Genomic DNA, 14,905 nt, shown 5'->3' on the forward strand with positions numbered 1-14,905 from the left:
CGTCCACCCGATCAGTCTAGCGCAAAAACTGTAAGAATTCTCGACATTGCTTAGAAGTAGCTTTCCGGCACCACCAGCACGTCGCCAGGACGCATCGGCATATTGGCGGAAATGTCGCCGTCCTTGATCAGGTCGTTCAGGCGCACGGTCAGCTTCTGTTGTTTGCCGTCGACATTGCGCAGCACGATGGCGCGGTTGCCGGCGGCAAAGTCGGTGATGCCGCCAACGGCGATCATCACGTCCAGTAGCGACATGTCGCGCCGGTAGGGCAGCGCCTGCGGACGGGCAGCCTGGCCGATCACCCGGATCTGCTCGCTGTACACGCCGACGAAGCCGGTCACGATGACTGTCACCACCGGTTGCTGGATGAACTTGGACAGCGCCTTTTCAATGTCGCGCGCCAGTTCGGTGGAGGTCTTGCCGCTGGCCTGCAGGTCTTCCACCAGCGGGGTGGTGATCTTGCCGTCGGGACGCACGGGCACGCCTTGCGACACTTCCGGATTGCGCCACACGACGATGCTCAGGTTGTCGCCCGGGCCGATCAGGTAGTCGGTGGCGGGCGGCGCTTCCTGTGGCAGCACTTGCTTGGTGGCGCAGCCGCCGAGGGTCAGCGCCAACAGCGCCAGCGCGCCGCAGGCCAGCCATTTCGTCAGGGGAGTGTTCATGCATGTCCTCTTCTTGGGTAAAGTTCTTGCAGGCAAGATGCGTGGCATTTTAGGTAGTATTTTTGCATGCCTATTCTATACCAGGCCCTGCAGCCTTAGCGGTAGCCGGGGCAATATTTTTCTCAGGGCACTTTTCTCTGCAACAGTTCCTGCACATAGCGCGCCGGGATCGCGTACGTGATGCCGCTGGGGTTGGAAATGGCGGACTCTTTCAAGCCCTTGACGAACACCATATTGATGATGCCGACCACGCTGTGGTCGGCCGGGTCGAACAGCGGGCTGCCGCTGTTGCCGGGATAGGCGGTGCCGTCCAGCTGCAGGATGTTGAAGGGCGTGCGTTGCAGCGCCGCCACGGCGCGCGCGTCAAGCTGGCGCGAATTGGCCGAGGGCAGGATGATGGGGGTGATGGCCGACAGCATGGCGCGGTGAGTCACCGGATGCAGGCCGAGCACCGTGCCCAGCGGGAAACCGGTGAAAGCCAGTTCGCGCCCTTCGCGCAGCGCCGCCGAGTCGCCCAGCTTGAGCGCCGGCAGCGGCGCCCCGCTCAGGCGCAGGTGCGCCAGGTCGTGTTCCTTGTCGATGGCCACCACGGTGGCGGGGCGGAAGCTGAACGCCGTGCCTTCGCCGGCCACCAGCACGCCCAGCGTTTCCTTCTGATCGCTGTCGGGAAATTCCGGCACCACATGGAAATTGGTGACAACGCTGAGGCCGTCGCCCAGCACTACGCCGGTGCCGCTGAACACGGTGGCCGGGCTGCGCAGGCGCTGGTAGCTGCCGACACCCACGACCGAGGGTTTGACCGCGGCGATGGCGGCGCTCAGGTCGGCGGCCGCAACGGCGCCGCTGGCTATGCTGAAAAGCAATATTATTGACAGGCGGAAATTCATGGCGAGGGTTGTAGTCGGGGCGCAACAACGATAGCAGATTTTTCCGAAAATTAGCTGTCTTTCGCACAACAAAAAGCGTTCCGCCTGTGTCACAATAATGCTTGCCTCTTTGGAAATAGATATTTCACAGAGTTAAATGCGCAAAGCTGTCTGTCCGCTGCCACAGCAGGGGGAGGATACGGCGCCATTTAGTAGTAACATGGCTTGCAAACTCATGTATCATAATTGCGGTTTGATGCATTTTAGGCAAGCCCGGATGCGCGCACCAATTCATAGGCGAGATAGACGATATGGCGGAATTACAGGCATTGCTCTTAACCTTCCTTAAGGCCATCGGCAAGTACCGCTGGTACGCCGTGGCAATCTCCTGGGTGGTGGCGGTCGTCGGCTGGGCGGTGGTGTACAAGCTGCCGGACGACTACCAGGCCTCGGCCCGCGTCTATGTGGACACGCAAAGCATCCTGCGGCCCTTGCTGTCGGGCATGACCAGCGTGCCCAACGTCGAGCAGCAGGTGCAGTTCATGCGCCGCACCCTGATCAGCCGTCCCAACGTGGAAACCGTGATGCGCATGGTGGACCTGGACATCAAGACCAAGTCGGTGCAGGAGCACGAGAAGCTGGTTGACGAGCTGACCGCGCAGATCAAGGTCAGCGGCACCGAGCGCGACGACATCTACACCATTTCCTACAACAACCCCAATCCCAAGCTGGGCAAGCAGATCGTGCAGTCGCTGCTGACCATCTTCGTCGAGGGCAGCTTCGGCGGCAAGAAGCAGGAGTCGGACAAGGCGGTGCAGTTCATCGAGGACCAGATCAAGAGCTACGAGGAAAAGCTGGCCGCCGGCGAGAACGCGCTGAAGGATTTCAAGATCCAGAATATGGGCCTGCTGCCGCGCCAGGGCGCCGACTACAGCAGCACGCTGGCGGACATGGCCGACAAGCTGAACGCGGCGCGCCTGGAACTGGCCGAGGCCGAGCAGGCGCGCAACGCCATCAAGCGCCAGATGGGCGGCGAGGAGCCAGCCCCGCTGACCCAGGCCATACCGCAGCAGGACGAGGGCCTCAATCCCGAACTGGACGGCCGCATCCAGACCATCGAAAAAACGCTGGACGCGCTGCGCTTGCAATACACGGAAGAGCATCCGGACATCGTGTCCAACCGCCGCCTGCTGGCCCAGCTGCAGCAGCGCAAGAAGGAAGAGGCCAAGAAGCGCGTGCGCAGCGCCGACCCCGGCATCAACTACAGTCCCATGATGCAGCAGATGAACGTGGCGCTGTCGGTCGAGGAGGCGCGCGTGGCCTCGCTGAAGGCGCGCGTTGATGAGTACAATTCCCGCTTGGCGCGCCTGCGCAGCCAGAGCACGGCGGCGCCGGAAGTGGAGGCGCAGCTGGCCCAGCTGAACCGCGACTACCAGGTCAACAAAGAGAACTACACCAAGCTGGTGGAGCGCCGCGAGGCGGCCCGCCTGTCCGGCGACCTGACCTCGGCCACCGACATGCTGAGCTTCCGCGTGATCGATCCGCCCACCGCATCGACCGCGCCGATCGGCCCCAACCGTCCGCGCCTGATGTCCATCGTGTTCGGCGCGGCGCTGCTGCTGGGCTTGGGCGTGGCGCTGCTGATGAGCCAGATCCGCCCGACCTTCGTCAGCCAGTCGGCGCTGCGTAGCGCCACCGGGATTCCCATCCTGGGCACCATCAGCATGAACTGGACCGACCAGCAAAAGGTGCGCCGCCGGCGCCGCCTATATGCCTTCAGCGCCGCGGTGGCGGTGCTGTTTACCGCCTACGGCGGCGTGATGGCGGCTTTGCTGCTGAAACCTATCTGACCGATCCACGGGGAATCCGATGAGCATTATTGAACGCGCGGCCAGCCGCATAGAGCACCAGAAGGACGCGCCCGCCGCCGACAGCGCGCCGCCGGCCGTCACCGCGCCGCTGCAGCCGGACACCGCGGCCGACGCCGCGCTCGCCACCGCCGCCCAGCCGGTCCAGCCGGTCCAGCCAACTGCGGCGGGCGACGCCGCCGCCGCCCACGCCGCCGCCGTGGCTGCCGCCATGGCCGCCGCACCGCAGGAAGGCGCTGTTGCTGCTGTTGCTGCCGCGCCGGCACAGGCACCGGCACCGGCCGCCGACGCTGCGCCCGCCGCCGCGCCGGCTGGCGCCGAAGCGACGCCGCGCCGCGGCCCGCGCCGCGTGGAACTGGACCTCAAGCACATGCAGGACATCGGCCTGGTCACCGCCGCCGGCGGCCGCACCACGCTGGTGGAGGATTTCCGCGTCATCAAGCGCCCGCTGATCAAGCGCGCCTTCGGCCCGCGCCCGGCCGATGAAAAGCCGGGCAACCTGATCATGATCACCAGTTCCTTGCCCGGCGAGGGCAAGACCTTCTGCTCGATCAACCTGGCCATGAGCATTGCCATGGAGCTGGACCACACGGTGCTGCTGGTGGACGCCGACGTGGCGCGCCCCTCGGTGCTGCGCACGCTGGGCCTGCCGGCCCAGCGCGGCCTGATGGACTTGCTGCTGGACGAGAAGATTGACATGGCCGACGTCATGCTGCGCACCAACGTCGATACGCTGACCCTGCTGCCGGCCGGCACCAGCAACCCGCGCGCCACCGAACTGCTGGCCAGCCAGACCATGACTTCACTGGTCTATGAAATCGCCAACCGCTACCCGGACCGCATCGTCATCTTCGATTCGCCGCCGCTGCTGCTGACCAGCGAGGCGCACGTGCTGGCCGGCCACATGGGCCAGATCGTGGTGGTGGTGGAAGCCGAGCGCACCACGCAGCACGCGGTCAAGGAAGCACTGAGCCAGCTCGAGGGGCTGAGCAACGTCAACCTGATCTACAACAAGACGCGTGAATTCCCCGGCACCGAGACTTATGACTATCACTATGGCTAAACCGCGCCGCAGCGGGATGGCGGTGGCGGTTGGCTTGGCGGCGCTGTCGCTGGCGCAGCCCAGCCGCGCCGACTGGACGTTCACGCCCAACGCCACTGTGCGCGAAACCTGGACCGATAACGTGATGCTGGCCCCGCAAGGCCAGGAACGCAGCCAGTTCATCAGCGAACTGACGCCGGGCTTCAGGCTGCAGAACCTCGGCCCGCGCCTGGACTTGCGCGTCAACTACAACAAGCACTTCTACAAGTACGCCGACGACAGCCTGCGCGGCCCGGGCGGCCAGGAGGCTAACAGCGGGCAGCAGAGCCTGCAGGCCGACCTGAAGGCCAAGCTGATCAGCGAAATGCTGTTCCTGGACAGCAACGCCAGTATCACGGAGCAGGGCGTGTCGGCCTTCGGCCCGGTGGTCGGCGGTGGCGTCGGCAACCCCTTCGCGCCCGGCATCAGCAGCGAAATCAAGACCTGGCGCGTCAGCCCCTATCTGCTGCACCGCTTCGGTACGCAAGCCAATGCGGAATTGCGGTACGCGCGTGACAAGGTCACGTCCGACCGCAGCGACTTCGGCACCAGTACCAGCGACCAGGTGACGCTGAACCTGGCCAGCGGCGCCGCCTACCGCAGCATAGGCTGGAACCTGTATTACGCGCGCCAGAACCTGGAAGACTCGATCGCTCAAGGTTCGAGCAGCCAGAACATGCTGGCCACGCTGAACTACCTGTACTCGCCGCAGCTGACGCTGACGGTCACGGGCGGCTACGACAAGTACGACTACCAGTCCCTGGGCGGCACCACCAAGGGCGCGAACTGGTCGGTGGGCGGCAGCTGGCGTCCCAGCGGACGCACCAGCGTGCAGCTCAACGTGGGCAAGCGCTATTTCGGCGACAGCTACTTCCTGGCCGCCAACCACCGCACCCGCACCAGCGTGTGGAGCTTGAACTACAGCGACGCCGTCACCACCACCCGCTCGCAGTTCCAGCTGCCGTCGGCGGTGAACACGTTCGCCCTGATCGACCAGCTGTTCCAGGCCCAGATTCCGGACGCGGTGGCGCGCCGCCGGGCGGTGGAGGCCTACATTCTTGCAGCCGGCCTGCCGCCGTCGCTGGCTAACAGCATCAACTACCTGAGCAACCGCTACATGCTGCAGAAGCAGCTGCAAGCCACCGCCGCCTTCAACAGCGCGCGCGGCACGCTAGTGCTGGCGCTGGTGAGCGCACGCCGCAGCGGCCTGTCGCTGCTGGACGTGGACGCCGGCCTGCTGGGCAGCTCGACCAACACGCTGAACGATAACACGCGCCAGACCGGCGCCACCGTCACGGCCAACTGGCGCTTGTCGCCATTTACCGCCGTCAACCTGACCGGCAATGTCAACCGCTCCAAATCGCTGTCGCAAGACCGGTTGGACAACAACCGCTCCGTCCGGCTGAACCTGACGCGCCAGTTTGCCCGCCAGGTGAGCGGCAACGTGGAAGTGCGCCGGGTCAAGGGAGCTACCGCGGTCGCCGGGCGCGACTACACCGAGAACGCCATATCGGCGTCCGTGAGCAAGCAGTTCTAGTGGAGTCTGGCAAGGATGTACGAAAGTTACTACGGCCTTAGCGCCAAACCGTTCCGGCTGCGTCCGGACCCGCATTTCTTCTTCGGCAGCAAGGGCCACAAGCGGGCCATGGCTTACCTGGAGTATGGCCTGTCGCAGGGCGAGGGCTTCATCGTCATCACCGGCGAAGTGGGGGCGGGCAAGACCACGCTGGTGCGCAACATGCTCAACACGCTGTCCTCGCAGCAGATCGTGGCCGCGCACATCGTCAACACCGCGCTCAATTCGGAAGACACGCTGCGCATGGTGCTGTCGGCCTTCGGCCTGCCCAGCGAGGACGCCAGCAAGAGCACGCTGCTGACGCGGCTGGAGGCCTTCCTGCGCGCCTGCGACCAGCAGGGCCGGCGCGCGCTGCTGGTGGTGGACGAGGCGCAGAACCTCACGCCGCGCACGGTGGAAGAGCTGCGCATGCTGTCGAACTTCCAGACCGACGACAAGTCGCTGCTGCAAACCTTCCTGCTGGGCCAGCCCGAATTCCGCGCCACCCTGCACAGCCCGGACATGCAGCAGCTGCGCCAGCGCGTGATCGCCACCTACCACCTGGGGCCGATGGACGCGCTGGAAACCCAGGCCTACATCGAGCACCGCCTGCACACGGTGGGCTGGAACAACGACCCGGCCTTCACGCCGGAGGCGCATGCCGCCATCTACGCCTTCAGCGGCGGCATCCCGCGCATGACCAACGCGCTGTGCGACCGTTTGCTGCTGATGGGCTTCCTGGAGGAGCTGCACGAATTCAGCGGCGCCCACGTGGAAGAGGTGGTCAAGGACATCGCCAGCGAATTCCAGGCGCCGCCGGAACCGGATAAGGTCATGGTCGACGAGGCCGACCTGGCCGCCGTCAACGCGGCCTATCCGGACAATATGGACGAGCGCATGATGCGGCTGGAGAAGTCGGTGGTATCGGTGCTCAACGTGCTGAAAAAAATCGTCGCGGCGCCCACTGCCGTCAACACCAATGGCAAACAGGACAACCTCGAATGAGCACTTCTTTCCGCATCCTGTGTGTGGTCGGCGCGCGCCCCAATTTCATGAAGATGGCGCCCATCATGGCGGCGCTGTCGGCGCTGCGCCCGCAGGTGGACGTCAAGCTGGTGCACACCGGCCAGCACTACGACGTGGCCATGAACCACCAGTACTTCGAGGCGCTGGGCATTCCCTCGCCGGACATCAACCTGGAAGTCGGTTCCGGCAGCCACGCGCAGCAGACCGCCGAGGTGATGAAGAAGTTCGAGCCGGCGCTCGATGAGGTGCAGCCGACCGCCGTGCTGGTGGTGGGCGACGTCAATTCCACCATCGCCTGCGCGCTGGTGGCGGCCAAGAAGGGCGTGCCGGTGATCCACGTGGAGGCGGGCCTGCGCAGCTTCGACCGCGCCATGCCGGAAGAAATCAACCGCGTGCTGACCGACCAGATCTCGGACCTGCTGTTTACCACCGAGGAAAGCGGCGAGGAAAACCTGCTGCGCGAAGGCGTGGCGGGGCACCGCATCCAGTTCGTCGGCAACGTCATGATCGACACCCTGGTGCGCAACCTGCCGCGCGCCGTGCCGGCAGCCGCCATCGTGGCCGATGCCGGCCGTCCCGGCCTGGCCGACGGCGCCGAGGGCTACGCCGTGCTGACCTTGCACCGCCCGTCCAATGTGGACGACCCGGCCGTGCTGCGTACGCTGCTGGAAACGGCGGCGGCGATCGCGCGGCGCACGCCGGTGATCTTCCCGCTGCATCCGCGCACGCGCGGCATGATAGAGAAGGCCGGCTTGAACCACCTGGTGGAAGGCCCCAACGTGCTGTTGCTGCCGCCCATGGGCTACCTGGAGATGCTGGGCCTGATGAAGCAGGCGCGCGTGGTGCTGACCGATTCGGGCGGCATCCAGGAAGAGACCACCGCGCTGGGCGTGCCCTGCATCACGCTGCGCAACAACACCGAGCGCCCGATCACGGTCGAGCAGGGCACCAACACCATCGCGGGCCAGGACCCGGCCAGGATCCTTGCCATCTACGAGGAAGTGATGGCCGGCGGCGGCAAGGCCGGCCGCGTGCCGCGCTTCTGGGATGGCCAGGCCGCGGTGCGCATCGCCGCCGCGCTGCAGGCATGGATGCAGAACGGATGCCAGACAGCATGAGCACCGCCGCCCGCGCCGGTGCCGGCGCCACCATCCGCAACGCCATGACCATCGACGTGGAAGACTACTTCCAGGTCTCCGCCTTCGCGCCCTACATCGCGCGCGACAGCTGGCCCGAGCGCGAATGCCGCGTGGAAGCCAATATCGACCGCATCCTGGCCATCCTGGAGGCGGGCAATGTGCACGCCACCTTCTTCACGCTGGGCTGGATCGCCGAGCGCTACCCGGCCATGGTCCGGCGCATCGTGGCCGGCGGCCACGAGCTGGCCAGCCACGGCTACGGCCACCTGCGCGCCTCCGACCAGGACCGCGCGGCCTTCATGCAGGACATCGCCAGCAGCAAGGCCATCCTGGAAGACATCGGCGGCCAGGCCGTGTTGGGCTACCGCGCGCCGAGCTTCTCCATCGGCCACGGCAACCTGTGGGCGCTGGACGCGCTGAGCGAGGCGGGCTACCGCTACAGCTCCAGCATCTACCCGGTGCAGCACGACCACTACGGCATGCCGGACGCGCCGCGCTTCGCCTGGCACCCCGAGAACGCCGGCGGCCTGCTGGAAGTGCCGATCACCACCGTGCGCATGGGCGCGCGCAACCTGCCGGCCGGCGGCGGCGGCTATTTCCGCCTGCTGCCGTATTCGCTGTCGCGCTGGATGATGCGCAAGGTGAACCAGGACGACGGCCAGCCCGCCATCTTCTACTTCCACCCGTGGGAGATCGACCCCGGCCAGCCACGTCCCGACGGCATCAACCTGAAGACGCGCTTCCGCCACTACGTCAACCTGGCCCGCATGGACGGCCGCATCCAGGCGCTCACGCGCGACTTCGCGTGGGACCGCATGGACCGCATTTTCCTGGGCAAGGCATGAGCTCCGTCGTTGACGTCCCGGCCCGCGCGGGCGCGCATACCGCCACCCTGAAGCTGCTCACGCCGGCCGACTACGGCCGCTGGGACGCCTTCGTGCGCGCCACGCCGCACGCCACCTTCTTCCACCTGAGCGCCTGGCAGACGCTGATCCAGCGCTGCTACGGCCACAAGACCTGGTTCTACTACGTGGAGCAGGACGGCCAGATCCAGGGCATCCTGGGCCTGTGCCAGATCAAGAGCCGCCTGTTCGGCCACTCGCTCAGTTCCTTGCCGTTCTGCGTGCACGGGGGCGTGGTGGCGCTGAACGACCAGGCGCGCGCCATGCTGGACGCGGCCGCCGGCAAGCTGGCCGGTGAACTGGGCGCCGGCCACCTGGAATACCGCAACATCGAACCGACCGGCAAGCCGGGCTGGCACGTGAAGGATTTGTACGTCACCTTCCGCAAGGCCATCAGCGCCGACCACGAGGAAAACATGAACGCCATCCCGCGCAAGCAGCGCGCGATGGTACGCAAGGGCATCAAGTGCGGCCTGACGGCGGAAATCGACCAGACCGTGGACCGCTTCTTCCACATCTACGCCACCAGCGTGCTGCGCCTGGGCACGCCGGTGTTCCCGAAGAAGTACTTCGCGCTGATCAAGGAACTGTTCGGCGAGCAGTGCGAAATCCGCATCATCGTCAAGGACGGCGAGCCGGTGGCCGGCGTGATGAGCTTCTTCTGGCGCGACGAAGTGCTGCCTTACTACGGCGGCAGCATGCCGATCGCGCGCGAGGTGGCCGGCAACGACTTCATGTACTGGAACCTGATGGAAGCGTCGGCCGAGCGCGGCGTGCGCCTGTTCGACTTCGGGCGCAGTAAGCTCGGCACCGGCGCCTACGACTTCAAGAAGAATTGGGGCTTCACCGCCACGCCGCTGGCCTATGAATACCAGATGCACGCGGCCACGGAACTGCCGGACAACAATCCGCTCAATCCGAAATACCAGCTGTTCATCAAGCTGTGGAAAAAGCTGCCGCTGCCGGTGGCCAACCTGCTTGGACCGCACATCGTCCGCAGCCTAGGATAGTGCCATGGACAACCTGCTGCTGCTGGTGCACCGCATCCCCTACCCGCCCAACAAGGGCGACAAGATCCGCTCCTACCATCTGCTCAAGCACCTGGCGGAGCACTACCGCGTGCACTTGGCCACCTTTGTCGACGACGAGGACGACTGGCAGCACGTGCCGCGCCTGCAGGCGCTCACGGCCAGCGCGCACTTCGCGCCGCTGCATCCGAAGAAGGCGCGCGTGCGCAGCCTGGGCGCGCTGCTGGGCAACCGCTCGCTGTCGCTGGACTACTACCGCGACGCCGGCCTGCGGCGCTGGGTGGACGACACCGTGCAGCGCGAAGGCATTACGCGCATCGTGGTGTTCTCCTCGGCCATGGCGCAGTATGCCGAAGCGTATCCGAACGCCACGCGGGTGGTCGATTTCGTCGACGTCGATTCGGACAAGTGGCGCCAGTACGCCGAGAAGAAGTCCTGGCCCATGAGCATGCTGTACGCGCACGAGGCGCGCCAGCTGCTGGCCTACGAGCGCCGCGTGGCGCGCGAGTGCGACGCGGCGCTGTTCGTGTCCGGGCCGGAGGCGGACCTGTTCCGCCAGCTGGCGCCGGAAAGCGCGGCGCGCACCGGCCACTTCAGCAACGGCGTGGACACGGTCTATTTCTCGCCCGAGGGCGCTTACGCCAACCCGTACGCGCCGGGCGAACAGGCGCTGGTGTTTACCGGCGCCATGGATTACTGGCCGAATATCGACGCCGTCACCTGGTTCGCCGAAGCGGTGCTGCCGGCAGTGCGCGCGCGCCACCCGCAGGCCGTGTTCTACATCGTCGGCGCGCGCCCGGCGTCCGAGGTCCAGGAGCTGGCGGCGCTGCCGGGCGTAGTCGTCACCGGCACCGTGCCCGACGTGCGGCCCTACGTGGCGCACGCGGCGCTGTGCGTGGCGCCGCTGCGCATTGCGCGCGGCATCCAGAACAAGGTGCTGGAAGCGATGGCCATGGCGCGCACGGTGGTGGTGTCACCGCAGGCGCTGGAAGGCATCGAGGCCGAGCCCGGCCGGGAACTGCTGCTGGCGGCAGACGCGCCGGCTTTCACCGCCACCATCAACGCCGCGCTGGACCGGCCCGATGCCGCCATGGGCCGGGCCGCGCGCGCCACCGTCGAACGACTGTATGGATGGAACAGCCACCTGGCCCAGGTCTGCACCCTGCTGGAAGCGGACCGCCCTGTAAGGAAAGAAGCATGACGTCCAATACCCTGCCATCCGCCGGCGCGCCCGGCGCGGTCGATGCGGCGAATGCGGCGGCGAACGCAGCCAACGCGGCCGGCCCGGCCGCCGCGCCCGCGCCAGGAGCCCGCAAGGCGCTGCTGCTGTTTACCGCGGCCGCGCTGCTGCTGACCTTCCTGGCCTACTTTGCCACCGCGCGCTCCATCGTCGAGATCTGGGACAGTTCCGGCACCTTTGCGCACGGCTATGTGATCCTGCCGATCAGCCTGTGGCTGGTGTGGCAGCGCCGCGCCGTCATCGCGCAGCTGCCCGCCGCGCCGTACTGGCCCGCGCTGCTGGCGCTGGCGGCCTGCGGCGCCGCCTGGCTGCTGGGCGAATTCGGCGACGTGCAGATCGTGCGCCACTACGCCTTCGTCGCCATGCTGCCGCTGGTGGTGCTGGCGCTGCTGGGCAAGCGCATCGCCTGGGCGCTGGCCTTCCCGCTGGCCTTCCTGCTATTTGCCGTACCCTTCGGCGACGTCTTCATCAACCCACTGATCGGCGTCACCGCCGACTTCACCGTGTGGGCGCTGCGCGCCACCGGCATCCCCGTGCTGCGCGACGGCACCAGCTTCTCCATCCCGAGCGGCAACTGGTCGGTGGTGGAAGCGTGCAGCGGCGTGCGCTACCTGATCGCCTCCGTCACGCTGGGCTGCCTGTACGCCTACCTGACCTTCCGCAGCACCTGGCGCCGCGCGCTGTTCATCGTCGCCTCGATGCTGGTGCCCATCGTGGCCAACGGCATGCGCGCCTACATGATCGTGATGCTGGGCCACCTGAGCGGCATGACGCTGGCGGTCGGCGTCGACCACCTGATTTACGGCTGGCTGTTTTTCGGCCTGGTGATGTTCCTGCTGTTCTGGCTGGGCAGCCTGTGGCGCGAGGACGCGCCGGCCGACGAGCAAAGCGCGCAGGGGCGCGTCGCCGCCGTTGCCGCCGCCTCGGCCGGCAGCGCGCCGCTCAGCCGCTTCGCCGCCGCCGTGCTGGCCATTGCGGTGTGCGTCGGCGCGTGGCCGGCCTACGCGGCCTGGCTGGCGCAGCGCGAAGGCGCGGCGCAGCCGGCCGAGCTGTCCGGCTTTGCCGCCACCTGGCCGCAAAGCACGCCATTCGTGCAGTGGTCGCCGAGCTACCCTGCCGCCAGCGCCGAGCTGCAGCAGTACTACACGCAGGCGAACGGCGAGCACCCGGGCCACCCCGTCGGCGTGCACCTGCGCTACTACCGCAGGCAGGACCACGACACCAAGCTGATCAGCTCGGTGAACCGGATGGCGGCCGAAAAGGACCAGAACTGGCACAGCGTGGCGTCCGCGCTGCGCGAGGAAAACGTGGGCGGGCGCGTGCTGGCCGTGCGCGAGAGCACGCTGGCCGGCACCGGGGGGCGCATGCTGGTGTGGAACTGGTACTGGGTCGACGGCCGCTACACCGCCAACGACTACCTCGGCAAGGCGCTGCAGGTGAAGCAAAAGCTGCTCACCGGCGCCGACGACGGCGCCGCCGTCATGGTCTTCTCGCCATTCGACGAGCAGCCCGAACTGGCGCGCACCGCCATGCGCGCCTTCCTCGCCGCCAACCTGGCGCGGGTGGATGCCGTGCTGGACGCGAACAAGCGCAGCAAGCGTAAATAATCAAGGGAAAGCGCGGGAATATCATGTGTGGAATAGTCGGAATGTTTGATACGCGCGGCACGCGCGCCATCGACCGCGCGCTGCTGGCGCGCATGAACGAAACGCAGCACCATCGCGGCCCGGACGAGGCCGACCTGTACATCGAGCCGGGCGTGGGCTTCGGCCACCGCCGCCTGTCGGTGATCGACGTGGCGGCCGGCCTGCAGCCGCTGGGCAACGAGGATGGCAGCGTGATGGTCTGCTACAACGGCGAGATCTACAACTACCGCGAACTGACCGAGGAACTGAAAGGCCTGGGCCACACGTTCCGCACCCGTTGCGACACCGAGGTGATCGTGCACGCGTGGGAAGAGTGGGGCGAGGACTGCGTGCACCGCTTCCGCGGCATGTTCGCCTTCGGCCTGTGGGACCGCAACAAGCGGGTGATGTTCCTGGGCCGCGACCGCATGGGCGTCAAGCCGCTGTACTACACCATGCTGCCGGACGGCTTCTTCGCCTTCAGCTCCGAACTGAAGGCGCTGCGCACCCTGCCGGGCCTGAACCGCGAGATCGACCCGCAGGCCGTGGAAGACTATTTCGCCTACGGCTATGTGCCGGAGCCGAAGACCATCTTCAAGGGCGCGCTCAAGCTCTCGCCCGGCTTCACCCTGCTGCAGAAAGTCGGCGCGCCGCTGGCGCAGCCGGTGCAGTTCTGGGACGTGCCGTTCAAGCTGCACGGCGCCATGTCCGAACAGGATGCGCAGGAAGAACTGCTGACGCGCATCCGCGAGGCGGTCAAGATCCGCCTGGTGGCCGAGGTGCCGCTGGGCGCCTTCCTGTCCGGCGGCGTCGATTCGAGCGCGGTGGTGGCCATGATGGCCGGCCTCAACGAAGGTCCCGTGCACACCTGCTCGATCGCCTTCAACGACAAGGCCTACGACGAATCCGAGTACGCCTCCATGGTGGCCGCGCAGTACAAGACCGACCACTACACCGAAACCGTGGACACCGACGACTACGGCCTGCTCGACACGCTGGCCCACCTGTACGACGAGCCCTTCGCCGACAGCTCGGCCATTCCCACCTACCGCGTGTGCCAGCTGGCGCGCAAGCGCGTCACGGTGGCGCTGTCGGGCGACGGCGGCGACGAGAACCTGGCCGGCTACCGCCGCTACCGCTACGCCATGGCCGAGCAGAACGTGCGCGGCCGCATCCCGGACAGCCTGCGCAAGCCGGTGTTCGGCACGCTGGGCCGGCTGTATCCCAAGGCCGACTGGGCGCCGCGCGTGTTCCGCGCCAAGACCACCTTCGAGGCGCTGGCGCGCGACACCGTCGAGGGCTATTTCCACGGCGTCTCCATCATGTCGGACGCCATGCGCGACAAGCTGCTCAGCCCCGGCTTCCGCGCCGGGCTGCAGGGCTACCGCGCCATCGACGTGATGCGCGGGCATGCGGCCAAGTCGCCCACCGACGATCCGCTGTCGCTGATCCAGTACATCGACATGAAGACCTATCTGCCGGGCGACATCCTGACCAAGGTGGACCGCGCCTCGATGGCGCACGCGCTGGAAGTGCGCGTGCCGCTGCTGGACCACCAGCTGGTGGAATGGATTTCCGGGCTGCCGTCGCACATGAAGCTGCGCGGCGGCGAAGGCAAGTACATTTTCAAGAAGAGCCTGGAATCGCACCTGCCGCACGACATCCTGTACCGCAAGAAGATGGGCTTCGCGGTGCCGCTGGCGGCCTGGTTCCGCGGCCCGCTGGCGCAGCGCGTGCGCGATTCGCTGCTGGGGCCGATGCTGGCCGATACGGGGATTTTCAACAAGGCCTTCCTGCACGAGCTGGTGGAGCACCACCAGTCCGGGCGCCGCGATTACAGCGCGCCGATCTGGACCTTGCTGATGTTCGAGGCCTTCCTGCGCAAGGAAATGGCAGCGTAAAAAAGGCGG

At 66.7% G+C, this 14,905-nt stretch carries 12 protein-coding genes; 10 read left to right on the plus strand and 2 right to left on the minus strand.

Going from position 1 to position 14,905, the window contains the following annotated elements; translation table 11 throughout:
- Nucleotides 1-50: 50 nt before the first annotated feature.
- A complete protein-coding gene (locus ACFJI2_RS28060) occupies nt 51-665 on the minus strand; it encodes an XrtA/PEP-CTERM system exopolysaccharide export protein (protein WP_377702799.1) in 615 nt (204 codons plus the stop codon).
- 122 nt (nt 666-787) lie between these two features.
- Nucleotides 788-1,528: a serine protease gene (locus tag ACFJI2_RS28065; protein ID WP_377702800.1), complete on the minus strand. Its 741-nt coding sequence runs from the start codon at nt 1,526-1,528 to the stop codon at nt 788-790.
- Nucleotides 1,529-1,860: 332 nt separating this feature from the next.
- Between ACFJI2_RS28065 and ACFJI2_RS28070 the strand changes: the two genes are divergently transcribed.
- The 10 genes from ACFJI2_RS28070 to ACFJI2_RS28115 are packed head-to-tail and all read left to right on the plus strand — an operon-like array spanning nt 1,861 to nt 14,896.
- Nucleotides 1,861-3,381 (plus strand): XrtA system polysaccharide chain length determinant, encoded by a 1,521-nt coding sequence (locus ACFJI2_RS28070; RefSeq protein ID WP_377702801.1) that lies wholly within the window; start codon nt 1,861-1,863, stop codon nt 3,379-3,381.
- Nucleotides 3,382-3,400: 19 nt separating this feature from the next.
- Nucleotides 3,401-4,462 carry an XrtA-associated tyrosine autokinase gene (locus ACFJI2_RS28075; protein ID WP_377702802.1) on the plus strand — a complete coding sequence of 354 codons (1,062 nt, stop codon included), beginning with the start codon at nt 3,401-3,403 and terminating at the stop codon, nt 4,460-4,462.
- Complete coding sequence (locus tag ACFJI2_RS28080; RefSeq protein ID WP_377702803.1) at nt 4,455-6,017, plus strand: TIGR03016 family PEP-CTERM system-associated outer membrane protein; 1,563 nt, start codon at nt 4,455-4,457, stop codon at nt 6,015-6,017. The genes ACFJI2_RS28075 and ACFJI2_RS28080 overlap by 8 nt, the downstream gene beginning before the upstream one ends.
- Nucleotides 6,018-6,032: 15 nt before the next feature.
- A complete protein-coding gene (locus tag ACFJI2_RS28085) occupies nt 6,033-7,040 on the plus strand; it encodes an XrtA/PEP-CTERM system-associated ATPase (protein WP_107869789.1) in 1,008 nt (335 codons plus the stop codon).
- Nucleotides 7,037-8,179 (plus strand): non-hydrolyzing UDP-N-acetylglucosamine 2-epimerase, encoded by a 1,143-nt coding sequence (gene wecB, locus ACFJI2_RS28090; RefSeq protein WP_107869790.1) that lies wholly within the window; start codon nt 7,037-7,039, stop codon nt 8,177-8,179. The genes ACFJI2_RS28085 and wecB overlap by 4 nt, the downstream gene beginning before the upstream one ends.
- Nucleotides 8,176-9,045, plus strand: a complete 870-nt coding sequence (locus tag ACFJI2_RS28095) for an XrtA system polysaccharide deacetylase (RefSeq protein ID WP_377702804.1) — start codon at nt 8,176-8,178, stop codon at nt 9,043-9,045. The genes wecB and ACFJI2_RS28095 overlap by 4 nt, the downstream gene beginning before the upstream one ends.
- The gene (locus ACFJI2_RS28100) at nt 9,042-10,112 is read left to right on the plus strand and encodes a FemAB family XrtA/PEP-CTERM system-associated protein (protein ID WP_377702805.1); all 1,071 of its coding nucleotides are present in this window, start codon (nt 9,042-9,044) and stop codon (nt 10,110-10,112) included. The genes ACFJI2_RS28095 and ACFJI2_RS28100 overlap by 4 nt, the downstream gene beginning before the upstream one ends.
- Before the next feature lie 4 nt (nt 10,113-10,116).
- The gene (locus ACFJI2_RS28105; protein WP_377702806.1) at nt 10,117-11,331 is read left to right on the plus strand and encodes a TIGR03087 family PEP-CTERM/XrtA system glycosyltransferase; all 1,215 of its coding nucleotides are present in this window, start codon (nt 10,117-10,119) and stop codon (nt 11,329-11,331) included.
- Nucleotides 11,328-12,977 (plus strand): exosortase A, encoded by a 1,650-nt coding sequence (gene xrtA, locus ACFJI2_RS28110; RefSeq protein WP_377702807.1) that lies wholly within the window; start codon nt 11,328-11,330, stop codon nt 12,975-12,977. Before ACFJI2_RS28105 ends, xrtA begins: the two co-directional genes overlap by 4 nt.
- 23 nt (nt 12,978-13,000) lie before the next feature.
- The gene (locus tag ACFJI2_RS28115; protein WP_377702808.1) at nt 13,001-14,896 is read left to right on the plus strand and encodes an XrtA/PEP-CTERM system amidotransferase; all 1,896 of its coding nucleotides are present in this window, start codon (nt 13,001-13,003) and stop codon (nt 14,894-14,896) included.
- Nucleotides 14,897-14,905: the final 9 nt, after the last annotated feature.

Origin of the sequence: Pseudoduganella sp. UC29_71 (assembly GCF_042693265.1) — a bacterium.
Taxonomy (GTDB): Bacteria; Pseudomonadota; Gammaproteobacteria; order Burkholderiales; family Burkholderiaceae_D; genus Rugamonas.